25 protein-coding genes are annotated in these 24,506 nt (G+C 65.9%); 10 read left to right on the top strand and 15 right to left on the bottom strand.

Annotated features, from left to right (window positions below; all coding sequences use genetic code 11):
* Nucleotide 1: 1 nt before the first annotated feature.
* Genes sufU through OV287_RS09675 form a run of 6 tightly spaced genes read right to left on the bottom strand, consistent with a single transcriptional unit; the run spans nt 2 to nt 5,723 of the window.
* Nucleotides 2–454, bottom strand: coding sequence for a Fe-S cluster assembly sulfur transfer protein SufU (gene sufU / locus OV287_RS09700; RefSeq protein ID WP_267533719.1), 453 nt, complete (start codon nt 452–454; stop codon nt 2–4).
* Nucleotides 451–1,680 carry a cysteine desulfurase gene (locus OV287_RS09695; RefSeq protein ID WP_267533718.1) on the bottom strand — a complete coding sequence of 410 codons (1,230 nt, stop codon included), beginning with the start codon at nt 1,678–1,680 and terminating at the stop codon, nt 451–453. Before OV287_RS09695 ends, sufU begins: the two co-directional genes overlap by 4 nt.
* Nucleotides 1,677–3,002, bottom strand: a complete 1,326-nt coding sequence (gene sufD / locus OV287_RS09690; RefSeq protein ID WP_267533717.1) for a Fe-S cluster assembly protein SufD — start codon at nt 3,000–3,002, stop codon at nt 1,677–1,679. Before sufD ends, OV287_RS09695 begins: the two co-directional genes overlap by 4 nt.
* Nucleotides 2,999–3,781 carry a Fe-S cluster assembly ATPase SufC gene (sufC, locus tag OV287_RS09685; protein ID WP_267533716.1) on the bottom strand — a complete coding sequence of 261 codons (783 nt, stop codon included), beginning with the start codon at nt 3,779–3,781 and terminating at the stop codon, nt 2,999–3,001. The genes sufD and sufC overlap by 4 nt, the downstream gene beginning before the upstream one ends.
* Entirely contained in the window at nt 3,778–5,214 is a 1,437-nt protein-coding gene (gene sufB, locus OV287_RS09680; RefSeq protein WP_267533715.1) for a Fe-S cluster assembly protein SufB, read from the bottom strand. Before sufB ends, sufC begins: the two co-directional genes overlap by 4 nt.
* Nucleotides 5,211–5,723 carry an SUF system Fe-S cluster assembly regulator gene (locus tag OV287_RS09675; protein ID WP_267533714.1) on the bottom strand — a complete coding sequence of 171 codons (513 nt, stop codon included), beginning with the start codon at nt 5,721–5,723 and terminating at the stop codon, nt 5,211–5,213. The genes sufB and OV287_RS09675 overlap by 4 nt, the downstream gene beginning before the upstream one ends.
* A 361-nt stretch (nt 5,724–6,084) precedes the next feature.
* Here OV287_RS09675 and OV287_RS09670 point away from each other — a divergent pair, with 361 nt between their 5' ends.
* Nucleotides 6,085–6,717 carry a hypothetical protein gene (locus OV287_RS09670; RefSeq protein ID WP_267533713.1) on the top strand — a complete coding sequence of 211 codons (633 nt, stop codon included), beginning with the start codon at nt 6,085–6,087 and terminating at the stop codon, nt 6,715–6,717.
* A 51-nt stretch (nt 6,718–6,768) separates the two neighbouring features.
* On the opposite strand, the gene OV287_RS09665 is transcribed toward OV287_RS09670, so the two are convergent.
* Complete coding sequence (locus OV287_RS09665; protein ID WP_267533712.1) at nt 6,769–7,860, bottom strand: response regulator transcription factor; 1,092 nt, start codon at nt 7,858–7,860, stop codon at nt 6,769–6,771.
* A 226-nt stretch (nt 7,861–8,086) separates the two neighbouring features.
* On the opposite strand from OV287_RS09665, the gene OV287_RS09660 reads away from it, so the two are divergent.
* On the top strand, nt 8,087–8,839 hold the full coding sequence (locus tag OV287_RS09660; RefSeq protein ID WP_267533711.1) for an SDR family NAD(P)-dependent oxidoreductase: 753 nt from the start codon (nt 8,087–8,089) through the stop codon (nt 8,837–8,839).
* Between the two features lie 239 nt (nt 8,840–9,078).
* Nucleotides 9,079–10,059, top strand: a complete 981-nt coding sequence (locus OV287_RS09655) for a class I SAM-dependent methyltransferase (RefSeq protein WP_267533710.1) — start codon at nt 9,079–9,081, stop codon at nt 10,057–10,059.
* 2 nt (nt 10,060–10,061) lie between these two features.
* On the opposite strand, the gene OV287_RS09650 is transcribed toward OV287_RS09655, so the two are convergent.
* Genes OV287_RS09650 through OV287_RS09630 form a run of 5 tightly spaced genes read right to left on the bottom strand, consistent with a single transcriptional unit; the run spans nt 10,062 to nt 15,241 of the window.
* Nucleotides 10,062–12,362: an ATP-binding protein gene (locus OV287_RS09650; RefSeq protein ID WP_373371815.1), complete on the bottom strand. Its 2,301-nt coding sequence runs from the start codon at nt 12,360–12,362 to the stop codon at nt 10,062–10,064.
* Nucleotides 12,363–12,384: 22 nt separating this feature from the next.
* Complete coding sequence (locus tag OV287_RS09645) at nt 12,385–13,545, bottom strand: hypothetical protein (protein ID WP_267533709.1); 1,161 nt, start codon at nt 13,543–13,545, stop codon at nt 12,385–12,387.
* Nucleotides 13,535–14,275: an ImmA/IrrE family metallo-endopeptidase gene (locus OV287_RS09640; RefSeq protein WP_267533708.1), complete on the bottom strand. Its 741-nt coding sequence runs from the start codon at nt 14,273–14,275 to the stop codon at nt 13,535–13,537. Before OV287_RS09640 ends, OV287_RS09645 begins: the two co-directional genes overlap by 11 nt.
* The gene (locus OV287_RS09635; RefSeq protein WP_267533707.1) at nt 14,272–14,649 is read right to left on the bottom strand and encodes a hypothetical protein; all 378 of its coding nucleotides are present in this window, start codon (nt 14,647–14,649) and stop codon (nt 14,272–14,274) included. The genes OV287_RS09640 and OV287_RS09635 overlap by 4 nt, the downstream gene beginning before the upstream one ends.
* Complete coding sequence (locus tag OV287_RS09630; protein ID WP_267533706.1) at nt 14,636–15,241, bottom strand: RNA polymerase sigma factor; 606 nt, start codon at nt 15,239–15,241, stop codon at nt 14,636–14,638. The genes OV287_RS09635 and OV287_RS09630 overlap by 14 nt, the downstream gene beginning before the upstream one ends.
* A 285-nt stretch (nt 15,242–15,526) precedes the next feature.
* Between OV287_RS09630 and OV287_RS09625 the strand changes: the two genes are divergently transcribed.
* The 3 genes from OV287_RS09625 to OV287_RS09615 all read left to right on the top strand — a co-directional run bounded on the left by OV287_RS09625 (nt 15,527) and on the right by OV287_RS09615 (nt 17,527).
* On the top strand, nt 15,527–16,339 hold the full coding sequence (locus OV287_RS09625; RefSeq protein ID WP_267533705.1) for a GNAT family N-acetyltransferase: 813 nt from the start codon (nt 15,527–15,529) through the stop codon (nt 16,337–16,339).
* 63 nt (nt 16,340–16,402) lie between these two features.
* On the top strand, nt 16,403–17,113 hold the full coding sequence (locus tag OV287_RS09620; RefSeq protein ID WP_267533704.1) for an iron-containing redox enzyme family protein: 711 nt from the start codon (nt 16,403–16,405) through the stop codon (nt 17,111–17,113).
* A gap of 144 nt (nt 17,114–17,257) precedes the next feature.
* Nucleotides 17,258–17,527: a DUF3892 domain-containing protein gene (locus OV287_RS09615; protein WP_267533703.1), complete on the top strand. Its 270-nt coding sequence runs from the start codon at nt 17,258–17,260 to the stop codon at nt 17,525–17,527.
* A gap of 51 nt (nt 17,528–17,578) precedes the next feature.
* Here OV287_RS09615 and OV287_RS09610 read toward each other — a convergent pair whose 3' ends face one another.
* The gene (locus OV287_RS09610; RefSeq protein WP_267533702.1) at nt 17,579–18,649 is read right to left on the bottom strand and encodes a helix-turn-helix transcriptional regulator; all 1,071 of its coding nucleotides are present in this window, start codon (nt 18,647–18,649) and stop codon (nt 17,579–17,581) included.
* Nucleotides 18,650–18,978: 329 nt separating this feature from the next.
* Here OV287_RS09610 and OV287_RS09605 point away from each other — a divergent pair, with 329 nt between their 5' ends.
* Complete coding sequence (locus tag OV287_RS09605) at nt 18,979–19,920, top strand: serine/threonine-protein kinase (protein ID WP_267533701.1); 942 nt, start codon at nt 18,979–18,981, stop codon at nt 19,918–19,920.
* A complete protein-coding gene (locus OV287_RS09600; protein ID WP_267533700.1) occupies nt 19,898–21,580 on the top strand; it encodes a TIGR04141 family sporadically distributed protein in 1,683 nt (560 codons plus the stop codon). Before OV287_RS09605 ends, OV287_RS09600 begins: the two co-directional genes overlap by 23 nt.
* A gap of 17 nt (nt 21,581–21,597) precedes the next feature.
* Here the strand turns inward: OV287_RS09600 and OV287_RS09595 are convergent, their stop codons facing one another.
* Both OV287_RS09595 and OV287_RS09590 read right to left on the bottom strand, forming a co-directional pair.
* The gene (locus OV287_RS09595) at nt 21,598–22,215 is read right to left on the bottom strand and encodes a TIGR02265 family protein (RefSeq protein WP_267533699.1); all 618 of its coding nucleotides are present in this window, start codon (nt 22,213–22,215) and stop codon (nt 21,598–21,600) included.
* Nucleotides 22,216–22,276: 61 nt separating this feature from the next.
* A complete protein-coding gene (locus tag OV287_RS09590) occupies nt 22,277–22,558 on the bottom strand; it encodes a hypothetical protein (RefSeq protein WP_267533698.1) in 282 nt (93 codons plus the stop codon).
* A 143-nt stretch (nt 22,559–22,701) separates the two neighbouring features.
* Between OV287_RS09590 and OV287_RS09585 the strand changes: the two genes are divergently transcribed.
* Entirely contained in the window at nt 22,702–23,889 is a 1,188-nt protein-coding gene (locus OV287_RS09585; RefSeq protein WP_267533697.1) for an ABC transporter substrate-binding protein, read from the top strand.
* 145 nt (nt 23,890–24,034) lie between these two features.
* Nucleotides 24,035–24,466, top strand: a complete 432-nt coding sequence (locus tag OV287_RS09580) for a universal stress protein (RefSeq protein WP_267533696.1) — start codon at nt 24,035–24,037, stop codon at nt 24,464–24,466.
* Nucleotides 24,467–24,506: the final 40 nt, after the last annotated feature.

The raw sequence follows: 24,506 nt of genomic DNA, 5'->3' as shown, positions 1-24,506 counted from the left end.
CCTACTCCGTCGAGACCGAGGACTCCTTGCCCTCGAGCGCCGCGCGCAGCGCATGCCACGCGAGGCTCGCGCACTTCACCCGGGCCGGAAACGCATTCACCCCGGACAGCACCGCCATCTTGCCCAGGGCCTCTGTGTCCAGGCCCTCGGGGCCCTCCGTCACCAGCTTGTGCACCAGCTCGAAGAGCCGCTCCGCGTCCTCTCGGGACAGCTCCTTCACCGCCCCCGTCATCAGCGACGCCGAGGCCCGGGAGATGGCGCACCCCTGCCCCACGAAGCCCACGTCCTTGATGACGTCTCCCTCCATCCGGAGCGTCACCGTGAGCTGATCCCCACAGAGTGGGTTGTAACCGTCGGCCCGCGCGGTGGCGCCCTCCACCTCGCGGAAGTTGCGAGGACGCTTGCCGTGCTCCAGCACCACCTCTTGGTAGAGGTCCTGCAGGTCCGAGCTCATGCGAACACCTCCCGCACCTTGTGGAGGCCACGCACCAGCGCGTCGATGTCCTCGCGCGTGTTGTACATGGCCAGCGACGCACGCACCGTGGCCGCCACCCCGAAGCACGACAGCAGCGGCTGCGCGCAGTGATGCCCGGCCCGGATGGCCACGCCCTCACGGTCCAGGATGGTGCCCACGTCGTGCGCGTGCACATCCTCCATGAGGAAGGACAGCACTCCGGAGCGCTCTCGCGCCCGGCCGAACAGCTTCAAGCCCGGCACGCTCTCCAGCGCCCGCGTCCCGTACTCCAGCAGCGCCTGGTCATGCGCGGAGATGGCGTCCAGCCCCACCGAGTCGAGGTAGTCCATCGCCGCCGCCAGCCCCACCGCGCCGGAGATGTCCGGAGTGCCCGCTTCGAGGCGGTACGGCAGCCGGTTGTAGACCGTCTTCTCCATGGTGACGGAGAGGATCATGTCTCCACCGCCCTGCCATGGCGGCATCGACTCCAGCACCGAGGCCTTGCCGTAGAGCACGCCAATGCCCGTGGGCCCGAACATCTTGTGCCCGGAGAACGCGTAGAAGTCGCAGTCCAGGTCCTGCACGTCCACCCGGAAGTGCGCCAGCGCCTGGGCCCCATCCACCAGCACCGGCACGCCCCGCGCGTGGGCTCGCTTGATGATGTCGCGCACCGGGTTCACCGTACCGAGCGCGTTGGATACGTGCGTCACCGCGAGCAGGCGCGTGCGCTCCGTCAGCATCGACTCGAGCTGCTCCAGCCGCAGGTCTCCCTTCTCGTCCACCGGGAGCATCTTCAGCGTGGCGCCCACCTGCTGGCAGAGCATCTGCCAGGGGACGATGTCGGAGTGGTGCTCCATGGCGGTGATGAGCACCTCGTCACCGGGGCCCACCTTGCTGCGCCCGTAGGACTGCGCCACCAGGTTGATGGCCTCGGTGCAGCCGCGCACGAAGATGATCTCCTTCGTCTCGCGCGCGTTGATGAACCGGCGCACCCGCTCGCGAGCACCCTCGTAGGCCAGGGTGGCCCGCTCGGAGAGCGCGTGCACGCCGCGGTGCACGTTGGCGTTGTCGTGCGTGTAGTAGCGAACCAGTGCGTCGATGACGGCCTGGGGCTTTTGTGTCGTCGCCGCGCTGTCCAGGTACACCAGCGGCCGACCCCGCACCTCCTGGTGAAGGATGGGGAAGTCCGCGCGGATGCGCGCCACGTCGAAAGGTGCTCCGCTCATGCCCGTCCCTCCTTCGCTCCCGGGAGCTTGCGAGCCAGCAGCTCCTCCACCTGATCCCTCAGCGACGCCAAGGGAACAGCGCCCACCACCTCGGTAGCGAAGGCGTGCGTCAGCAACGACTCCGCCTCCGCCCGGGAGATGCCCCGCGAGCGCAGGTAGAAGAGCGCCTGCTCGTCCAGCCGGCCCACCGTCGCACCGTGCGCGCACTTCACGTCATCCGCGAGGATTTCGAGCTGCGGCCGAGCATCCGCCATCGCCGCCTCCGAGAGCAGGAGGTTGCGGTTGGCCTGTCGCGCATCCGTCTGCTGCGCGTCCGGACGCACCAGCACCTTGCCGTGGAAGGTACCGCGCGCCTTGTCGTCCAGCACGCCCTTGTACAGCTCGCGGCTGGAGCAGCGCGGGTGCGCGTGGTCCAGGTTCGTCCAGTTGTCCAGGTGCTGCGTGCCGTGGCCCACGTACAGGCCCTGCAGGGTGCACTCGCCGCCCTCGGCCCCGAAGGCGGAGTGCACCTCGTTGCGCGCGAGCGCCCCGCCCAGGGAGATGAGGTGCGAGGCGAAGCGGCTGTCACGCCCCAGCTCCACGTGCAGGCCGCCGATGTGGAAGGCCGCCTCCGACTCAGCCTGCAGCTTGAGGTGCGTGAGCCGCGCCCCAGCGCCCAGCACCACCTCCGTCACCGCATTGGTGAAGGAGACGCCCGGCGCCGCGCCTACGTAGCTCTCCACCAGCATCAGCTCGCTGTTATCGCCCGCCTGCACCACCACCCGGGGGCTGGACAGCGCCACGTGCTTGTCACCTCGCGCGAGGAAGAGCAGCTGCACGGGCTCGGAGCACACCGTCCCCGGCGCCACCTTCACCACCGCCCCCTCCTCCAACAGCGCCGCGTTGAGCGCGGTGAAGGCACTGGCCTCCGCACGCGCCCGGCTGCCCACCAGCGTCTCCAACGGCTCGCCGTCCTGCAACGCCTCGCGCAGGCTGCGCACCGTGAGACCCTCGGGCAGGCCCTCCAGCCGCGACAGCTCCCGGACGTACCAGCCATCCACGAACACCAGCATCGGCCCCGTCCCCGGCAGCGCCAGCCGCGCCACCGCCGCCTCTACCCCCGCCTCGTGCACGGTGCGCACGGGGCTGAAGGCCTGGCCGGAGATGGGAGCCACGTTCGTGTACTTCCAGTCCTCGAGCTTCGTCGTGGGGAAGCCCTGCCGCGCGAGCTGCGCGATGCCCTCCTGCCGGAAGGCCCGCAGCCACGCCGGGGCGCCCGCGGCCCGCTCCGCCTGGAAGCGCTCGGCCAGGTCCAGGTAGTGCTGCAGCCCCGCCTCCGTCACGGCCTCGCCTCCTTGCCGCCAGTGCCCTGACCCTGGCCCAGCCACGCGTAGCCCTTCTTCTCCAGCTCCAGCGCCAGCTCGCGCCCGCCCGTGCGGACGATCTTCCCGGCCGCCAGCACCGACACCTTGTCCGGCACCACGTACTCCAGCAGCCGCTGGTAGTGCGTGATGACGAGCATGCTCCGCTCCGGCGTGCGCAGCCCGTTGATGCCTCCGGAGACGATGCGCAGCGCGTCGATGTCCAGCCCCGAGTCCGTCTCGTCGAGGATGGCCAGCCGCGGCTCCAGCACCGCCATCTGGAAGATCTCGTTGCGCTTCTTCTCACCGCCGGAGAAGCCCTCGTTCACCGAGCGCTGCATGAAGGCCTGGTCGAGCTGCACCAGCTTGGACTTCTCCCGAGCGAGCTGGAGGAAGTCCATGGCGTCCAGCTCCTCCTTGCCCTCGATGCGCCGCCGGGCGTTGAGCGCCGTGCGCAGGAAGTGCAGGTTGCCCACGCCCGGAATCTCCACCGGGTACTGGAAGGCCATGAAGACGCCCGCGTGGGCCCGGTCCTCCGGCTGCATGGACAGCAGGTCCTTCCCGTCGAAGAGCACCTCGCCCTTCGTCACCTCGTACGTATCGCGCCCGGAGAGCACTTGCGACAGCGTGCTCTTGCCAGAGCCATTGGGGCCCATGATGGCGTGCACCTCGCCGGGCATGAGCTCCAGATCGATTCCCTTGAGGACTTCGCGGCCCGCCACGCGCACGTGCAGGTCCTTGATGCTGAGCAGCGGCTTCATCCCACGCTCCCTTCCAAACTCACGCTGAGCAGCTTCTGCGCCTCCACGGCGAACTCCATCGGCAGCTCCTTGAAGACCTGCCGGCAGAAGCCATTGACGATCATCGATACGGCGTCTTCCTTCGAGATACCCCGCTGCTGGCAGTAGAAGAGCTGGTCCTCGCCAATCTTGGACGTGGACGCCTCGTGCTCCACCTGCGCCGAGGAGTTCTTCACCTCGATGTACGGCAGCGTGTGGGCGCCACACTTGCTCCCCAGCAGCAACGAGTCGCACTGGGTGTAGTTGCGAGCACCCTCAGCGCTCTTGAGCACCTTCACCAGGCCCCGGTAGGTGTTCTGCCCCAGGCCCGCCGAAATCCCCTTGGAGACGATGGTGCTCTTCGTGTTGCGGCCAATGTGAATCATCTTCGTCCCGGTGTCCGCCTGCTGCCGGTGGTTGGCGAGCGCCACGGAGTAGAACTCGCCCACCGAGTCATCCCCCTTGAGGATGACGCTGGGGTACTTCCATGTGATGGCCGAGCCCGTCTCCACCTGCGTCCAGGAAATCTTGGCGCGGTCGTGGGCGATGCCGCGCTTGGTGACGAAGTTGTAGATGCCGCCGCGGCCCTGCTCGTCACCGGGATACCAGTTCTGCACGGTGGAGTACTTGATGGTGGCCCCCTCCATCGCGACGAGCTCCACCACGGCGGCGTGGAGCTGGTTGGTGTCGCGCATGGGCGCGGTGCAGCCCTCGAGGTAGCTCACGTAGGCGCCCTCGTCGGCGACGATGAGGGTGCGCTCGAACTGGCCGGTGTTCTCCGCGTTGATGCGGAAGTAGGTGGACAGCTCCATGGGGCAGCGCACGCCCTTGGGCACGTAGACGAACGAGCCGTCGCTGAACACCGCCGAGTTGAGCGCCGCGAAGAAGTTGTCCGAGTGCGGCACCACCGAGCCCAGGTACTTCTTCACCAGCTCCGGGTGCTCGCGCACCGCCTCGGAGAAGGAGCAGAAGATGACGCCGGCCTTGGCCAGCTTGTCCTTGAAGGTGGTGGCCACCGACACCGAGTCGAACACCGCGTCCACCGCCACGTTCTGCATCAGCTTCTGCTCGTGCAGCGGGATGCCGAGCTTCTCGTACGTCTTGAGGATCTCCGGGTCCACCTGATCCAAGCTGTCCAGCTTCGGCTTCTTCTTCGGAGCCGAGTAATAAATGATGTCCTGGTAGTTGATGGGCGAGTACTCCACCTTCTGCCAGCGAGGCTCCTTCAGGGTGAGCCAGTGCCGGTAGGCGCGCAGGCGCCACTCGAGCATGAAGTCCGGCTCGCCCTTCTTGGCCGAGATGAGGCGGATGACGTCCTCGTTGAGCCCCGGAGGGATGGCCTCGGACTCCACGTCGGTGACGAAGCCGGCCTCGTACTGACGCTTGGTGAGCTCCTGAATGGTCTGCGTGCTCATGAGTGGGCTCCTCCGGCCGTGGCAGGGTTGGGGGTGGAGTTCTGGGCGGGAGCGGTCGGGTGGGCAGGCACTCCGAGGCCCACCAGGCGAGGCACTGGCGCGCACAGGTCCGCGAGCGTCAGCCGCCCCAGTGCGTCCTGGATGGTGCGGTTGATGACGCGCCAATGGCCGCGCACCCGACACACCGTCTCCAGCTCACAGGTGCCGGACGGCGCATGGGCGCCCTGCACCCCACACTCCGTGAGGGACACGGGACCCTCGAGTGCGGAGATGATTTCCGTGAGGGGAATGCGGTCGGCGGGCCGGGATAGGCCGTAGCCGCCACTCGCGCCCCGGTGAGATACCAGCAGGCCAGCTCCCTGCAACCCCTTGAGCACCTTGCTCACCGAGGGCAGAGGCACACCGGTACCGGCCGCCAACTCCCTCGCCGTGCGCGTCTCGTTCCCAGCGCGCGCCAACTCGGTCAGCAGCACGATGCCGTAGTCGGTCATCTTGCTCATCCGGAGCATTTGGAATCTCTCCAGCCATGGGGCGCCCCCAGCTTTGGGGGCGCCTGTGCGTGGTGGCTCTTTAAACAGGACTAAGTTGGTCCGCATTAAAAATCGTGCCACCACGGGCTCGGCGTGCTGGCCGCCCAACGACTGGGAGTGAAGGCGCGCGCGTGCCCCCTCGCTCAGGGTGTCAGGCAGGGCCGCTCGAGAGCCGGTGCGTACCTCTTGAGGGGTACAGACACGGCGCGCTCCACCGGCGCATCTTGCGCGCCGAGCACGGGCCCTGGCCGGTGCTCCCGGGACGGGCCTTCGAGAGGGGGAAGGGCCCGTCCCGGTGTCGTCCCCACCTCCAGCACCCTCCCCCCTTCATCGAGAAGACATGAACAGGTTTCTGGCAGGGGTCGTCGTCGCGCTGTCCGTACTGGTTGGCTGCGGCGGTGACGACGGCGATTCAGGAAATGGAAACACCGGCAACCAGCAGAAGTGCAGCGCCTCGAACTGCGCGGGCTGCTGCTTCAACAATGTCTGCCAGACGGGCACCACTGCTTCAGCCTGTGGCAAGACGGGAGCCGCATGCATGGCTTGTGGTTCCACCCAAGTGTGCAGGACGGACCAGACGTGCGGCGTGGACCCGGACAGCGTCTGGCGCGTGCAGCCCGTCTCGGCCCGCATCGCCTCCAACGACAATGGCACCTACTGGGACGGTGATGGCTCCGCACCGGACGTCGTCGTCACGATGCGGTGCCCAGGGTCGACCAGCGTCACTGAAACGCCTGAGGTGGAGAGCTACACTCCGGCGTGGACCAGCGGTGGGTGCACCGCGAGGGCGAGCCAGTTGCTGGCGGAGCCGTGGGTGTTCCAGGTCTGGGATATCGACGTCAGCAGCAACGACACCATCACCGGTGGCCTGGCGTTCCAGCTCACCGAGCAGCACCTCTCTGCGGGCACAGTCAACCTCGGTGCCTCGGGCGGAATGACGTCACTGACGCTCCAGTTGCAGAAGCAGCCCTGACGGCGGCTCCTTCCGCATCGGCGTGGGCGGGCAGGCATTGGAGCTGGCCGCTCACTCCCGTTCCTCTCGAGAGAGAACAGCCGCCTGATACAGGAGCTCCGCCCGGTCCGCCACCTTCAGCTCGTTGCGGATGTTCTTCCAATGAGTATTCGCCGTGTGCCACGTGATGCCCAGGAGAACGGCAATGGACTCGATGAAATAGCCCTGGAGCAGGAGGCCGAGAACCTCGGTCTCGCGCCAGGTGAGTAGGGGCCGCCAGACCGAGGGCACGGGAATGAAGTACGACGGTTCCTCCTCGAGCACCAGCGTCCACAACCGCCGGCCTTCCTGCTCCGGCATCCGGATGAACGTCACCCTCAACCTCCGGTCCCCGCGCACACACTCCCATCTGTCCAACCCGGGTTCGCCGTCTTCCTGCAGGCTTCCGAGCCAGGCCAGCCGTTCCACCCACTCTATTGGAAGCCCCGAAGGACCGAGCTCGGAGGGGGAGAACCACGCCTCCAGCCATGCGGTGACCCGGGCCGTGCGCAACACCTCCGCGAAGGCCGGGGTGAGCACGAGGCACTCCAGGTCGCGCTGGTGCAGGAGCACCTCAGGAAACGGGTGGCCCTTCACCACGGCGCCAAGCATCCGGCAGTTACGAACCGTCCGCGCCAGCGCGGGCGTCAGCCCTTGCAGCAGGGCCCGCTCCCGCTCCGAGAATGACAGGCGTTGCTCCCGGTAGACCGTCAATCCCCCGTGCCAGCCCTGTCTCATGTCCAGCCGCACCGACATGACGTGCTCCAAGGGGGTGCGCAGCTCACGGCAGAGCTGGTAGGGCCGGCTGCGCTCCAACACCGCGCGCGGAACCATCTCCGAGTCCCGGAACACCACGTTGGGCAGGTGCGACACCGTGCCACGCACGAAGTCGCCGCCCGCCATCTCCCGGTACCGGGCCAGGAACGCAGCCAGCCTGTCCGTTGCCACCCATTCATAACCGGCGGGGAGGCCCTGCTTGGACATGCACCACGCCGCGTGCTCTGCCGGGAACAGTTGGAACAGCGCGCCCTTCATCCGGGACAGCACCACCGAAAGCTCCAGGGAGCTGGCCAGTGCCTCCTTCAGCTCCAAGGTGAGCGCCCGCTCGCGCGAGTCGAGGTCCATGGATGTTCCTCCTCGGAGTCCATTCATGAGAATGCGTCCGATGATGGACTTCGAGGAGCCCTCGGTCCCTACCCCGCAGGAGGTAGAGCCGCTCGCTCGAGCACGCCCGAAGTGCTCGTGAAGGCTGGCACTCGACCAGGAGCTGACAAGGCCGGAAGCCGCTGCTGGCTGCGTCCGAAGCCCCCGCGCTAAGTCCCCGGACCAGGGGAGGAAGCGCATGAGAGAGATGAGCTATCGGACAGCGCTGGTAACGGGGGCCTCCAGTGGCCTCGGACGCGGTCTGGCACTGTGGTTGGGCAGGCGCGGCGTGAAGGTGTATGCAGCCGCCCGGCGCCGCACCCAATTGGAGGTGCTCGCGCAGGAGGCGAAGGCAGCCGGCGCCCACATCGAGCCGGTGGAGCTGGACGTCTCTCACTCCGACACCACGCTCGAGCGAGTCCGTGCGCTGGACGACTCTTGCGGCGGACTGGACCTGGTGGTGGCCAACGCGGGCGTGGGCGGGCAGACCCATGCCCGGAACTTCCCCTGGGAGCATGCGAAGAAGGTCATCGACGTGAACGTCACCGGGGCCGCAGCCACGCTGTCCGCGGTGCTGCCACGAATGGTGGAGCGCAACCACGGGCATCTGGTGGGCATCTCCAGCCTGGCGAGCTGCCGGGGTCTGCCCCAGAACGCGGCCTACTCGGCGTCCAAGGCCTTCCTCAATACCTTCCTGGAGAGCTTGCGGGTGGATCTCCAGGGAACCCAGGTGCGCGTCACCTGCATCAAGCCCGGCTTCGTAAAGACGGAGATGACCGCCAACATCCAGCACACCATGCCCTTTCTCCTGGAAGCGGAAGCGGCCGTGGAGTTGATGGGTCAGGCCATCCTGCGCGCGGAGGCCGAGTACGGCTTCCCCTGGCAGATGGCCAGTGCCGTCGGAGTGGCGAAGTGGGTGCCCAACCTCCTTTTCGACGCCGTGGCGAGCAAGGTGCTCTGAGCAGGGCGCCCGGAATCCGCCCCGCGTCCTGATAAGTCCTTGGACCTAACTCACGGGGAGCGTCCGCCAGGGCAGCAAGCAGGACGAGTCCGCCGAGGAAGAGGCGAACCGCCACGAGTCATTTTACTCAACGTGGGCATCAGCTCACACAAACGGAACCCCAGGCGTCGGAGTCCGGCACCTGGGGGGGCGAGGGGGGCGAGCCAACGAGAGTAGACATGCACGCGGACGAGCAACGGGTGGCTGAGAATTCGCACGAGCAACACGCGCCCCGGGAATGGACCTCGGAGTGGCGGCTCCCTCTCACACAGGGCCTGGACCTGGCCCATGCGCAACTGGTGGGCGGTGAGGTCTCTCAAGGCATGCGCACCCTGTTCTCGGTTCTGGGGCACGCGCGCGCCACACTCGTCCCGGAGGACTGGCGGCGCTTCTGCATCGACACCTGCCATGCCCATCCGATCCAAGCCCTCGTCCATCAGGACCCGTTCACGCGCCGGGGCTTCGAGAAGCCGCGCAGGTACGCGGGGGATGCGGTGATGCTCGACTTCGTCTACGAGGACCATGCGCCCGAGCGCCTCGGCACCACGCCCACCGGGGTGGAGATCAATCGCTTCTTGTGCACGCAGCCGAGCACCGCCTCCCTCCGAGGGCGGAGGAATTACCTGGCGCAGTGCATCGACAGGGTGTCCGGGGAGCGAGCCGATGCCCGCGTCCTCTCCGTGGCGTGTGGTCACCTGCGAGAGTCCCAGCGCTCACTTGCCGTGCGACAGCGGCGGGTGGGTGAGTTCCTGGCACTCGACCAGGACTTGCGGAGCCTGGGGGTGATCGACAGCGAGCTCGGGCACCTTGGCATCAAGCCAGTGCCCGGCTCGGTGAAAGAGCTCCTGCGCAACCAACTGCGGTTCGAAGAGATGGACTTCATCTACGCGGCCGGGCTCTATGACTACCTCCCACAGCCCATCGCCATCCGCCTGACGGCACAGCTCTTCTCCATGCTGCGCTCCGGCGGGAAGCTGCTCCTGGCCAATTACGCCGATCCGCACAAGGACTCCGCCTTCAAGGCTTACATGGAGGCCTGCATGGATTGGTGGCTCATCTACCGCGAGGAGTCCGACGTCGCGGGCTGGATGAGCGAGGTTCCCAGGAACCAGCTCCGCCTGCAGGAACTCTTCAGGGACGAGACCGAGAACCTCATCTACCTCGAGCTCACCCGCCGCTGACGCTACTCCACGAGCAGCCGCTTCACGGGGGCTGGGTCCACCGCGACCATCAACGGCCGGGTGAAGTTGCTGAACGACACGAGGGCTTGCCCGGGTGCGAGCCTGGACACCCGGTTCCAGAGGCTCTCGTCGATGGTGCCCGCGGTCTTCTGCATCCGGGAGATGACCGTGCTGTCCGTAATCTTGTGGATGATGAAGTTGTTGAGCAGGCCTAGTACCTCGTTGGGAAGGTGCTGCGGCAGTTGGGTGACGAAGACGAGTCCCAGCCATCGCTTGCGTCCACGCTTGGCAATCCGGGCCACCTGTTCAAATAGCACGGGCATCTGGGAGATGCGGCTGGCCGACAGGAACTCGTGGGCCTCCTCGATGATGATGAGGACTGGCGTGACGGATTGTCCCTGCTCATTGGCCCGTTGATAGCGCGCCTCCTGGGTCTCCTGGAGTCCGCGGAGGATGTCGGCGATGACGAGGTTGTTGAGCTGGGGCGAATCCGTGTCCGATAGATCGATCACCGACACCCGCCCGGGAGTCAGCATCGAGCCATAATTCACCCCGGGCGCCGAACCGACGTCGAAGAGCTTGAGGCGCCGCAGGTAATGGAGCTTGCCGGCCAGCACCTTCCAGCTGATCTCGTTCTTGCTCGCATGGGCCATCACCCGGCCCATCACCCGGCCGAAGTTGCTCTGGAACTCGCTGTACAGGGTGGGGAGGTTGTCCTGGGGTGGCTCCGGACTGTCCGCCTCGGCACCTTCGGATGACTCCAAGAGGTTGGCCTGCCGCCGGGACGTGGATTTCGACCTGCTCCGGTTCTCAGCCTTCCCCTCATCACTCAGGGTGTAGATATAGGTGCTCACGACATCCAGGAGGTGCTGGATGGTCATGCGGGGGTAGCCCGTCGACAGCTCATCGAGCTCCAACACCTGCTGACGCTCCTCTGGAGTCTTCGGGAAGATGCCGAAGTCCTCCAACAACAGCTTCGTGACGTCGTAGGCCTTGTGGAAGCGCTCCCGCTGAGCGTCCGTCAGGTCGAGGATCTCCGCAATCGCGAAGGGGGAGAGGCTCGAGAAGTTCAGCGCGAACGGGTGCAGGTTCTTGTGCCTGGCATTCCGGCTGTCCCGGCCGAACAGGTGATGGATGTGCAGTTCCTTCACCCCCTGAGGTTTCTGACCGCGGCGCTTGAGCGCCTCGAGCATCGCCGGGTCGTCGGTGGGCTTGTCCACATGCGTGTACTCACCCTCCACGTCGAAGACGATGGTGGCGATTCCCGCCTCCTGCGCGCGGTGGATGAGCGTGGCAACGGTCGTGGACTTGCCTCCGCCCGTCGTTCCGATGATGCCCGTGTGGCGAGGCAGGACGGACTTGTCCATGGGGTGGAAGCGGGCCTCCATGTACTCGTAGCCCACCACCATGCCCAGGCACAGGTCCCCACTCATTCCGAGCACGTGCTCGCTCTCCGCGTCATCGAGCACGAAGACGGGGCTCTTGGGCCGGGGCCGGTGGCCGGGAGGAACCAGTTTCCCGTTGAATTCCTCGCCGAGGATCTCGATCTCCACGCGCCCGTGGTAGTCGAAGGTATAGGTGAGCTTCTTGCCCTGGACCACCACGCCAATGGCGATCGTCGAGTTGGCGGAGACGGCATCGGGCTCAGCGAAGGGTCCGCGGACGACGAGGCCCAGATAGGAGCGGTTGTCCTCCTTGGACTTCACCCTCACGAGCGTCTGGGACGCCAGCAGGTGGAGATCGCTCCGGGTCGTCAGGACGGTGATGAGATTGTCGTGGCTCGATGCGGTGTCGAAGTGGGTGAAGCCCACGGCCTTCTCGAGCTCGGGGTCCAGGTCCTTGGTCGCCAAGGCCGCCTGGGACTCGAGCGCATCGAGCTCTCCGAGCACGTCGTCCGGGAGGGGCCGGACGATCTCGTTGTGCCGGGCGTGCACGCCTGGCGCCGGTGGGGCCCTGTGCTCCGCCGGAGAGACTGGACGAGCGGACCCACCCCGGGCCGGGCCCCTGTCCTTGGATGGCGCAGGCCTCGCGGAGGCCGACGGGGGCGGCTGCGTGGGCGCTCCGCGCGGAGGACTCCCTGCGGAGGGTGGAGCCCCTCTGCCCGTTGCCTGGGGAGTGGGGCTCATGGGACGTGGAGCGCCCTGCCCCACCGGGGTGGTCATGGGACGGGCTGGCGCTCCACGCGGACCGGTGGCGCCCTGAGGAGGACCAGACCTGGGCATCCCCTGCGAGGCCATCGGGCGAGCCGGTCCGTCTGGAGGCGCACCCTTTTCCGGAGACTTCGGAGTCTTGTCGTCAGCCATGTCTCTTGTCCCCCCCACACGGTCAGCGTCTGCCGAAGTAATGGGTTTGCGCGCCTGCGCGCGTATACGCGTCGTTCACCAAACCCAAGAAGGATTCAGCACCGAAGACGCCACGGCACGACGCGTCCGCGACATCGAGGAGCATCGGGAAGCCCCGCTCGGGCCGCAGCAGGCTGTCCGCCAGGGCGATATGGGCCGCGATGTGGACGTGCTCCCGGTGCGCGTAGAAGAGCCGCGGGGGAGCCTTCTCCGAGACCCGGAAGAGCCCGATGAAGACATCCGGGCAGCACTCCCTCACGAAGGCGAGTGCCTCCTTCCTCATCTGCTCATCGTAATGCCAACGATCGACGAAATAGGCGCCGTCCTCCTCAAGGGTATGGAGGATGGCGTACTCGCCCGCCTTCAGCGCATCTCCGATCGTCAGATAGCCCTGCTCTTCCAACCCCTGGGGTACGAAGACGAACTTCTTGTGCTCACGAATGAGCCGCCGCAGCACTCCGAGTGAGGCCCTTAACAGGGGCTTGTACCTGTAGCCGGAGAGCATCTCCCGTGAGCAGGGATTCCCCGGCCCCATGCGCCACTCGGACTCGGACCGGTCCAGGAGGATGGCCCGCTCGGCATAGGCCCGGATGTAGCGGCGCATCATCATGGACAGCTCGTCCCTCGGGCCGCGCTCATGCCGCCGCTCCAAACAATCCATCACCACCTTCAACACGTCTGGATTCCGGGCGGCCACGTCCTTGCGGAAGAGGCGCTGGGAGAAGGTGCCGGACAGGCCTCCGTAGCCCACGACCGCCACGCCAATCTGGGTGATGCCCAGGGACAGGCTGTCATGGGTGGCGGCGATGCTGTTCACCGCCTCGACCCGTCCCGGGAAGAGCAGGCTGTCGAAGACGGTCGCGAGCCGCTTGGGACTGGCCTCGTAGACACCCGCCTCCGGAATCTGGGCCTGCCGCTGGAGGTCGGGGAAGATCTCGTTGCGGATGGCGGCCCGGATGCCTGCTTCCGCCGTCTCGGCGCTGGCGACCTGGGACCGGATGCGGGAGATCAACCTTTCGATCTCCCATCCCTTCTCCCAGGTGCGGAGGTCGAGCGTGAAGGACAGCTCCTCTCCCACAGCCGCCTCGTAGTCCGCGTCTCCGACGAAGCGCCGCTCTCCTCCCGGCGGGATGTCATCCGCCATATGACCGCTCCTGCCTGGACACGGACTTCAGGAAGAAGGGACGGCGGACGGGCTCCCGGGCCAGCAACAACCGGACGTAGCACCGGGCCTCCTGGGGAGGGAGCCCGAAGCGCGAGACCAGCTCGGCCTCCGCTTCCTGCTTGGAGAAACGCCTCACGAGGGGAACCACCTCCTCAGCCGGGGCGAGCAGCTCGAAGGCAAGGCGATCCGCGTTCAGCTCAGCCTCCATTGCCCTCCCCGTGCGGGGGTCACCGGAAGCGTTGCGCTCCATGAGCCGGACCTGGACACCGAAGGAGATCCGCTCGAGCACCGAAAATAGGGACTCGTGGGGCGAGGGGGCACGCTGGCCATCGAGGACCTGGAGGATGTCATTGCCCAGGACGCGCCGTGCCCGCTCCCGTAGCAGGAGGTGGTCGAGCACGAAGTGCGCCACTTCGTGGACCAGAGTGAAGCGTTGCTGGGCCTCGTCGTCCTCGCTGTCGTAGAAGAGGACACCCTTGCCCGCCTGCGCCACCATGCACCCGTGCAACCGCCTGCGCTGCTGGGGCAGCGCACCGTGCGCGCGGCCGCGTGATTTCAGCCAATCCCGGACATGGTCCGACGTGAGGTGAGGCTGGGGCTTTGGCAGGAGCTGGAGTGCCACGCGGACACGCTTGAGCAGCTCATCCAGGGAGGGAGCGGGTGGCAGATGGCACGCCTTCACGGCCTCTTTCAGCCAACCTTCGGTCATGAGCTCGTCTCGTCATCGGAGGAGTGATCTCTCGCCGCCAGCAGGAAGGAAGCCGCCCCCTCGCCATCCCCGCCCTCCCGCTCAGCGGGAAGAACATCCAACACTTCGACAGTCCGAAGCACGTCCGCGAGTCGGTGAGCTTCCACTGCGAAACGTTTCTCGATGATGTCCAGGTGCTCAGCAAACCGGTCTTCGTCGGGGCGCCGACACAGCGACAACCAATCCAGTGTCTCCAGCGAGCAGCCCAGGTCCTCCGCGAGCGCCTCGGCGGACTTGCCTTCGTATTTCCGGTACTGCTCGAAGACGTAGCCGAGCGTCCAGGTGTACTGCCCGCTGTGCCGGGCCACCACCTCGAGCCACTTAGGATTCGTCATCGGAATCCTCCTTTCCAAACCGCTCCAGCAACTTCATGAGACGGTCCCGATGCCGCTTCACCTCTCGCCGCAGCTCGAGCGTGGGCATCGGGGGTAGCCCCAGGGCTCTCGCCAGCTCCTCTGTCGAGCGCTCGCCCTGCAAGATGAGCAGGAGGGCATTCTGGTCCCGCTCGTCCTTCAAGTATCCGCGCTCCACGAGCCGTCTCATGGTGAGCCCTGCCTCCACCTGGTTCTCTAATTTCTCTTTCGGAGTCCTCGACCCTTGTTCGACAACGCTGATGAAATCCCGATTGCGCTGGGCCTCCGATTGCGCGGTGCGTCGTTGATCCAACGCCCGGTACTTGGCCGCCTGCAGAAGGTAGGCAAACAGACGTCCCTTGCCGGGGTCATACCGTCCGGGTCGCTCGATGTAGGAGAAGATCACCCTCATGGCGGCCTCACGAGAGGTGTCCTCGTCACAGCGCAGGCGCTGCATCAGGATTCCCGAGATCCGATCCATGAACATCAGGAGGGCGTCAGCGAGAACCACTGGATCGTGCCGGACGGCACGCTCATGCAATACCCGTTCATCCTCCGGTGATGGATAGCTCATCCCCTCTCCTCGCCAGGTCTCTTTCACCCACGCGTGCATCGCGTCTCACCTCATCTTTCGGCCCCGCACCGTGGAGTTCGACGGGCTCACCTTCCGCAAGGCGGAAGAGGTTGGGGGACACCGGGACGCGTTGTCTGTACCCCTTGAGGGGTATGGACAGGAGACCCCTCCCGACCTCCATCCCAAGCGGGGAGGAAAAAGAGGCCCGGCGAACTCGCGCCATCGGCAACGAAAGAGACAGTGAGGGCACGGCGCGGGGCCGTGTCACTTCATGAGAGGGGAAGCATGACGACACTGTCTTGCCGCGTCGCCACCACCCAGCGGCAGCTCGACGACGCGCTGCGCGTTCGCGCGGCCGTCTTCGGCACGGAGTTGGGGCTGCTCGGAACCACAGCCGCCGCGACACTGCGGGAGGTGAACTGCTTCGACACCCTGGAGACCACCGTGCATCTCGTCGTCTACGCGGACGACACTCCGGTGGCCACCGCGCGGCTGCTGTTGCCCAACCCCGAGGTGGCACGCGCCACGGGGGGACACCTGGGCATCGACCTGGAGCAGAAGCTGGATCTCTCCGGAGTGGGTGGACCGGGGCTGGTGTTCGCGGAGAGCACGCGATTCTGCATCCTCAAGGAGTGGCGCCACTCCGAGGCGCTCGTGTGGCTCCAGGCCGGACTCTCCGCCGAGAGCCGGCGCCGGGGGGTCACCCATTGGATCGCCTCCGCCAACATGGAGACGGACTCTGCGGAGGACGCCCGTCTCATCTTCCAGGTGGCAGCGCACCAGGGACTGATGAGCCAGCGCTGGCACGCTCGGGCTCACGCGCCTCCAGTGTCTCCAGCCATTCCGAGCGCGCCCTACTTCACCGCCCAGGAGCGAGCGCGCGCCCAGCAGGGGCAGCTCGATGGGCTGCGGATGCCCCGGGTGTTGTCGTTCTTCGCCCACAAGATGGGCGCGCGTTTCATCGCGAAGCCCCTCTATGACACGGGGTTCCGCCGATTCTCCCTGCCGCTTGTCGCGGCACTGGATGAGCTTCCCGCCACCACCGTAGCCCGTTTCGACGCCCTGGGTCGTAGCACCGCCCAGGGCTCCCAGGCCTGAGCCGCTCCACACCCATTCCCCCTCACCCTCGGGACCGGAAACGGCCCCGGACAGGAGACGTACATGCACACGCAGACCGGAACGCAGCCCCAGAAGGATTGGACGGAGGCCCTGGAGCACGAGGCACGCACTCTGTTGGAGGAGTTGGACACGCACCCCGCGGCCCGGCAGCTCTTCGATGGGACTCTCGACGCGCGCAGCTATGCCCGCTACCTGGTGCAGACGTATCACTACGTGCGTTGGACCACGCCGCTGCTCGCGGAGGCGGGCCACCGAATGAAGCGACTGGGGCGGCATGCTGCATTGGGGGATTTGCTCCTCCAGAAGGCCGCGGAGGAGCGAGGACACGAGCGCTGGCTCCTCGCGGACCTGCGGAATCTGGGATGGCCAGCCGAGCGAGTGGAAGGCGCGGGACGCTCCCCCTCGGTGACCGCATACATCGCATGGAACCGGTACACGACATTCTCCGGCATACCCACCGCGTTCCTCGGCACGGCCTACGTGCTGGAGTACCTGTCCTTCCACCGCGCCAGCAGCACCGTGGAGCACCTGCTCGCGGCGAACACCATCCCGAACATCCGCAAGGCCGTCACCTTCCTGCGGGGACACGGCAACGTAGACGGAGCTCACGCAGCCGAGCTGCTCTCAGTGTTGCGCACCTTGACGGATCCGGGAGAACAGGCCGCCCTGCTGCTGTCGGCCCGCACCACGCGCGCCCTCTACACCGGCCTCTTCTCCAGAGGAGAAGCGAGAGACACAGCACGTACTTCCTAGGAGGTACAGACGCGGGCTTCTTCTCGACGCATCTTGTTCCTCGAACGTCGGCACCACGTGGTGCGTGTCAGCACGGAACTGTTCCGGCGTTGTGCCACGCCACCACGGTGATTCATCAACACGTCCGACACCCAAGGAGTAGCCATGGTCTACATCACGGAAGTCCACATGTCCGGTGGCAGCAGCCACGAGCACATCGCCGAGGTGCGCTGGTACGAGCCTAGCTCAGGAAAGGACGATCGGAGTTCCCGGTCGGAGATGGTTGATTGGATCCTCAATAAGGGCGGCGACGCTCGAGTGAAGGACTATCGGGGCGAGGTGCAGGTGAAGGTCGTTCGCGCAAATCCGCCGTACTTGCGGACCTATGCGGACAACCGCCCCACCGATAACCTGCTCTCGCTGCCGCGCTACTGACACGCCCGTCTCGCATCCCCAGGCATCAGCATTCCCGCCCGGGGATGGAGCTCATGGACGAAGCGCTCTTGAGATGAAATCAGCCCGGCCATCCACGCCCAGCGTCTTATAGATGCGCGTCAGCTGCTTCTTCACCGTGCCTACCGCACAATGAAGATCCCCGGCGATATCTTCATTCGTATATCCCAGGAGCAAGCAGTCCGCGATCTTGGCCTGGCCAGGGGTGAGCATTCGGCGCCAGGTCGAGAGCAAGTCTCGCGGAACCTCCTCCAGAGTCAGAACCCAGAGCGGACGGCCCTCCACCGGCAAGCGAACGAACGCCACCTTGAGCTTGCCGTCCGGGCCCTCTCGCTCCCAGGTGTCCAGCCCAAGGCGCATGCCCCCCTCCGCCCGCACCAACACGCTCAACTTCTCCAGCAGCACCTTGGGAAGACCAGAGTGGCCACGCTCGGAGACCGTGAACCATTTTTCCAACAGCTCGGTGGTAAGCCCCGTGCGCTTCACCTCCATGGAAGGAGGTGAAATCACGAGCAGCGAATCCTTCTGATGGCGTCCGAGCGCATCCAGAAACTGCCTGTGCTTTACCTCCTCGGCGAACCTCCGGCAGTTGTGGACCGTGGCCGTCAAGCGAGGGGTCAGCCACTGGAGAAGCTCCCTGGTGCGTTTGGAAAAGGGCCGGCGTCGTTCCCGGTACAGCATGAGTCCCGCATGCCAGTCCTCGTTCGCGGCCAGCATCACCGCCATGACGTGCTCCATCGGCATCCCCAGCTCACGACCATGCCGGTAGAGAGAGCTACGCTCCAGCACCTCACGCGAGACCATTTCCGTGTCCCGCAGAACCACATTGGGTTGGCTCACTGCCGAGGTGCGCACGAAGTCATCACCAGTCAGCTCGGGGTATTTGTCGAAATACGACACCGGCATCTCCGCCACCAACCATTCATAGGTGGCGGGCTGCCCGGGTCTGGACACGCACATGGCCGCGGAATCCGCTGGAAGCAGTTGGAACAAAGACCCCCTGGCGTGGGAAAACACTTCCGAGAGGTCTAGCGAGCTGCTGAAAGCGTCCAGTAAGCTGAACGCGAGCTTCCGCTCCCGCGAGTTCAGGTTCAGCATGTCCATGGCAAGAGGCCTCCATGTCCAGGGTGCGGAACAATCCCGAGCCTGACGTCGGAACGGTACGTATCCACGAGGCTACCCGGGAAGCCGCTCTCCGTACCACCTAGGTGGTATGGCCGCGCCTGCTCTGTTCCCCTAGGAGCTTGTCGGAGAATCGCCGAAAAACGACTCCTACATACCAACCATAGCGGTGTGTTTGAGTCGCACTACCCCTCATGTAGTGGGTAGCCGAGGTATTCCGACAGGCTCCTAGAAACAACCGCATCGTCACCAGTTCATGCCCCGTCTCTCCTGAGACAAGGCCCGAGCCGGGAACGTGGAGGAGCACAGCGGTGGAATCACGAATGATCGACGGCAGGTACGTCCCGCTTCAACAGCTTGGACGCGGCGGGTATGGGAGCGTCTTCCTCGTCCAGGACAGCCTCACGAACCGGCGGGTGGCTCTCAAATTCCTCATGGACGCCTCAGCGGATGCGGTCACCCGCTTCCAGCGAGAGGCACGGCTGCTCGGAGAGGCCGCCAACAATCGTTATGTCGTCGAGCTGCTGGGCTGCAACCTGAAGCACACGCCCCCATACCTGGTCCTGGAGTATTGCGAGTACGGCTCGCTGCGCTCCTGGGTAGGAGCCCAGCGGCCATGGCAGGACGTCGCCGCCGCGTTGACCCATGCGCTCAACGGCCTGCACGGCATCCATGCCGCCGGTGGGTTCCACCGGGATCTGAAGCCCGACAACCTCCTGGTAACCCGTCATCCTGAACAGCCCACTCGGGTGCTCATCAAGATTGGCGACCTGGGGCTCGCGCGAACCCCGGGCCCAGAGACCCAACCGATGACCCGGAACGCCGCAGGAACGGAAGGCTACATCGCGCCGGAGATCAAGGCCGGAGCCCCCTTCCAGGCCAGCGCGGACATCTACTCGCTCGGGATCGTCGCGGCAGAACTCCTGACGGGTGAGCGGTCCACCCAAAAGCTCGGCCAGACGAAGCTGCCCGAGCAGATGCGCGCCATGGTCCGCTCGATGCTCTCCGCCAATCCCAGGGAGAGACCATCAGCTCAGCAACTCGCCCAGACGCTCACGAATCTGCTCCAGGATCCCCATGTCATCGCCGAAACCGAGGAGCAGTCCTCCGGCATTGGGGGGGTCCTCATCACCAGCCTGCTTGCGGGTGGCGCGCTGCTGGCGCTCGCCGCACTCGCGGGAGGTGACGAGGCCCAGTGGGACGAGCGAGTGCAACGATTCCGAGGGCCCGATGGCAAGTTCAAGAGCGAGTAACATACGGCGGGCTCGACGTCCCCCCGCCAGTGCACCCAAGCCCAAGGTCAGACATCTCACATTCCTTCTGCTTCGCAGGGACATCAAGAAGCCGGAAGCTGCACTCAAGACCCCCGGACTACTGCACAGAACTCCGCTCCCCGCCGGCTACGAGTTCGAGGGGATCCTCTACGTGTTCGCTCCCCCGCCCAAGGAGCCGCGTTGGGTCGCCTTCGTCAAAGAAGGCTTTCCCGATGGCATCTCCTTTTCACCGAGCGCGGCGGCCGCTGCAGTGCTCTTCGTCAAGGCCGACTCACGGTGGTTCGCCGTTACCTTCGGCCAGGGCCGACACCTCCTCACGTCCGACAGCTACGAGATCGACTTCGGCCTGAGGGTCACCCTCAACACCGTCGACGAGAAGAAGCTCCGCAGCCTCGATTCGCGCACCTTCGATGAGCTGACGGTCCACACACGCCGACAGGTTAGCCGCAGTTCCGCCCTTGATGCCTTCAGCGTCGACATCGCGCAGGACTTGCTGGGAGCGGTCACGGGCGAGCCCTCCGACTCCACACTTGCCAAGCGGCTCGCGGGACGGGACGCCCTGGCGCTCACAGGTCCCATCACCTTCTTGGAGTTAGCCACCCGCTGCAGGGCCCTTCTCACGGCGTACAAGGGAACTCAGTACCAGCAGAAGTTCCCATGGGTCGACAACATCCGTCTCGTCCGGGATTCAAAGGTTCTCGAGGCCCTTAACGACGAGTTGCTGCGTGCTCTCAATGCCGGTGACCTCCAGAAGATCCATCTGGCTCCCCCGGAAGTCATTCCATGGGATGACGTGGCGGGCTTCCGCTACCCAGGAGAGCGAGATGGAAGTGGAGAGCCACATCCCGACCTGGACCTGACGGAGTGTCTCGCGGTCCTGGCCGCACGCGAAGGCCTGGAGGTCGAAGACCTCGACCTGTCGCTGGATGACCTCAAACGCATCAAGATTCGTGCCGTGTTCGAGGAACACTCCTCCGAGGTGGAGAAGTGGACCCTCTACAACTGCCTCGTCGCCGAGTTACGGAGCGCCGACGCGCTTCACGTCCTCTCGGCTGGGCAATGGTTCAGGATCGAGAAGAACTTCGCCACCCAGACACTCCAGGAGGCCGCCGCACTCGTCAAAGAGTTCAAAGGCCTCCCGAGTGCCACGCCCCACGAGGATGAGGGAACCTACAATGAGAAAGCAGCCCGAACGTCCAGCGGCTTAGTGCTCCTCGACAGGAAGTTGATCAAGAGCAAGGGAGCGCAGACTGCAATCGAGGCGTGCGATCTCTTCTCCTCCAGCGGCCAGTTCATTCACGTCAAGCGCAAGGTGCGCTCGTCCACATTGAGCCACTTGTTTGCGCAAGGAACCGTCGCGACCGAGACCTTCCTGCGCGATGAGCACTTCAGAAAAGACCTCAAGGAGCTCGTCGAAAAACAGAATCCCGGCGCCGCGAAGCTCCTGGGCAATCCAGCGCAGAAACCGGACCCCACCCGATACGAGATCGTCTTCGCCGTCATCACCGACGCCCCCAAGGAAGACTGGCCTCAAGCATTACCATTCTTCAGCCAACTCAATCTCGTACGCAACGCGCGGCGGCTCAGCATGTTCGGGTTTCGCGTCTCGCTTTGCCGAATTGGCGAGGCGGTCCCCTAAAACCGCGCACGCCCCACTCACTCCCAGGAGACCTCCAGATCGAGGCTGAGCGGCCCCGTGGAATGCGCGCGCACCTCCACGTTCTTCAACCCCAGACGGGCCGCGATCATGATGGCTCCCCCCTCGTGGAACGGGAGCGGCGTGAAGCTCCGTTGGACGGAGAGAATGCCTCGATTTGGCCCTTTCCAAATCACCGTCGGCCCCGAGTAGGACATCGAGACCTTGTAGAGCTCCTCGAGCGTACGCACCAGGCGCATGGGATCCGACGCGGACACCAGCTTCGCGGACCGGCCCACCACGGAGGCCATGTAGAACTCCCCGGTCTTCTTGCCGATCTCCCGTAGGACCTCCTCGTAGCTCCCGAACCGGTCCTTCAGCAACCGCGCCGCGGCGGCAAGCATCTGGAGCAGGCCGCGCGTGGGGTAGTTGAAGAACTCCACGAACGACGTCTCCCCACTGGCCTCCAGGCAGCGCCTCTCCATCTCCTCGCCACCGAGCTCCCGGACCGTCGTCAACGTGGCCAGAAACAGGATGCCGCGCGTGGTGTACTCCGGCGTCGCCAGGCGTATCCGGTTCTCCAGATCCTCCTCGGCATCGTACGAGCGGCCACGGCCCTTCTCCGTCTCATCGCTCATGCGTCGTTCCCAAGCGTTCCCGCGGCGCCCCGCCGTCCGCCTGGGAGTCTACCCCGTGCAGCTACGGGTCCCCTGTGCCCACACACTCCTTTGTCGGGCACTTGCAGATCCGCTGGGGCTCCTCGCCGCTCAGCGCCTCGCAGCGCTCGGCATTCGGGGGGCAGTCCACGAGGGTGGTACAGCGCTGCACGCAGATCTTCTCGTCCGGATGGCAGAGCTCCGACTCGAGGCAGTCCTTGGGCCCGGAGCACGTCAGATCGATCGGCCCCGCCCCGCAAGCCGTCAGCAGCATGCCCAGGGCCCCCAACGCAATGCTCCCCCAAGTCCTCTTGCGAAGCTGCATTCCCGGCTTCCTCCTGAATGGCCCACGTTGCCGAGGCGAGCACCCCGGGTGTGGATGGAAAATCTCACGGAGGAGCGAGGCGCGCCAGTGAGGCAGGAGTGCGGTAGAAGGCGAGCGCAGTTGCCCCGTGGAGGAAAGCAATCATGCGCCGTCCCTTTGTCCCAATGCTCCTCGCCGCGCTCACCGTGCTGGTGGCCGCCTGTGAGAAGAAGGCGCAGCCCGCGCCCACTTCCGAGCCCGCTGCGGCCTCCACCGGGGCGCCCTCTGCGAACACGGACACCGTCCTCATCGGCCAGGTGGGCAGCCTCACCGGCAGCGAGGCCACCTTCGGTGTCTCCGCGCGCAACGGCATCGCCATGGCAGTCGCGGAGGCCAACGCCACGGGCGGGGTGAAGGGCAGGAAGCTGGAGGTGCGCGTCTACGACAGCCAGGGCAGGCCCGAGGAAGCGGCCCAGGCAGCCACCCGGCTCATCACCCAGGACAAAGTGGCCGTCATCCTGGGCGAGGCGGCCTCCACCAACTCCATGGCCATGGCGGACAAGGCCCAGGCGGCTGGGGTGCCGATGATTACCCCTTCGTCCACCAACCCCGCCGTCACCCGCAAGGGCGACTACATCTTCCGCGTCTGCTTCATCGATCCCTTCCAGGGCTATGTGATGGCGAAGTTTGCCCGCGACCACCTGAAGCTCGGCCGGGTCGCGGTGCTGCAGGACAACAAGAGCGCGTACTCAGTGGGGCTGACGGACGTGTTCAGCCGGAAGTTCTCCGAGATGGGCGGCGCCATCGTCGCCAATGAGAGCTACTCCAAGGGCGACACGGACTTCCGCTCGCAGCTCACCGCCATCAAGGAGACCAAGCCGGAGGCCCTCTTCGTGCCCGGCTATTACACGGACGTGGGCGTCGTCGCCCGCCAGGCGCGCGAGCTGGGATTGATGGTTCCGCTTCTCGGCGGCGATGGCTGGGAGTCCGACAAGCTCTTCGAGCTGGGCGGCGCCGCGATCGAGGGCAGCTACTACTCCAATCACTACTCGGTGGATAACCCGGATTCGCGTGTGCAGGACTTCATCACGAAGTACAAGGCCACCAACGGCGCTGTGCCGGACAGCGTGGCCGCCCTGGCCTACGACGCGGCGCGGCTCGCCATCGACGCCATGAAGCGCGCGCCCAACCTGTCGGGCGCGGCCATCCGCGACGCGCTGGCCTCCACCCAGGACTTCCCGGGCGTGGCCGGAACCATTGACCTCGACAAGAACCGCGACGCAGTGAAGGAGGCGGTGATTCTCAAGGTCGAGGGTGGCAAGACGAAGTTCATCACCACCGTGAAGCCGTAGCGCCCGGAAGGTCTCCGGGCAGCTGGGCAGGCGCTTCCCTCGCCGTCCGCGGCGAGAACGGACCCTGGCTTGCCCCTGGCGCGCCCCGCCCCACCCTGACGGTATGGGGGCCCTCGCCCCCGCTTCCTTTCCTGGAGGAGCGGCCGTGATCCACCACATCCTTGTCGCCATCGATGGCTCGGAGACCTCTCGCAAGGCGGCGCGCTTCGCCCATGACCTCGCACAGCAGACGGGCTCGCGCATCACCCTCCTCTTCGTGCTCGAGCCTCCTCGCATGCTCTCCTTTGGCTTCCTCGACTCGGAGATCATCTCCGGGCCCCAGCGCTCCCCAGAGGAGCTGGACTCCGTCCGCCGCATGCTCGATGAAGTCGCCTCCGACCTCCCCAAGGCCCAGGTCGAAAAGGTCGTGGAGATCGGCCGCCCCGCCGACACCATCGTCGCCATGTCCGATAAGTTGGGCGCAGATCACATCGTCATCGGCGCCCGCGGCCTCAACCCCGGCGGCAAGTGGTTGCTCGGCTCCGTGAGCGATCGGGTCGTTCAACACGCGGGTCGCCCTGTCACCGTGGTGCACTGAGACGGGGTGTTTCACGGACTTTCTGCACGGGCTCAACCTG

This window comes from Archangium lansingense (genome assembly GCF_026626635.1).
GTDB classification, from domain to species: Bacteria; Myxococcota; Myxococcia; order Myxococcales; family Myxococcaceae; genus Archangium; species Archangium lansingense.
Note: the sequence above shows the minus strand (reverse complement) of the source record. Positions and strands in the feature narration are given on the sequence as shown.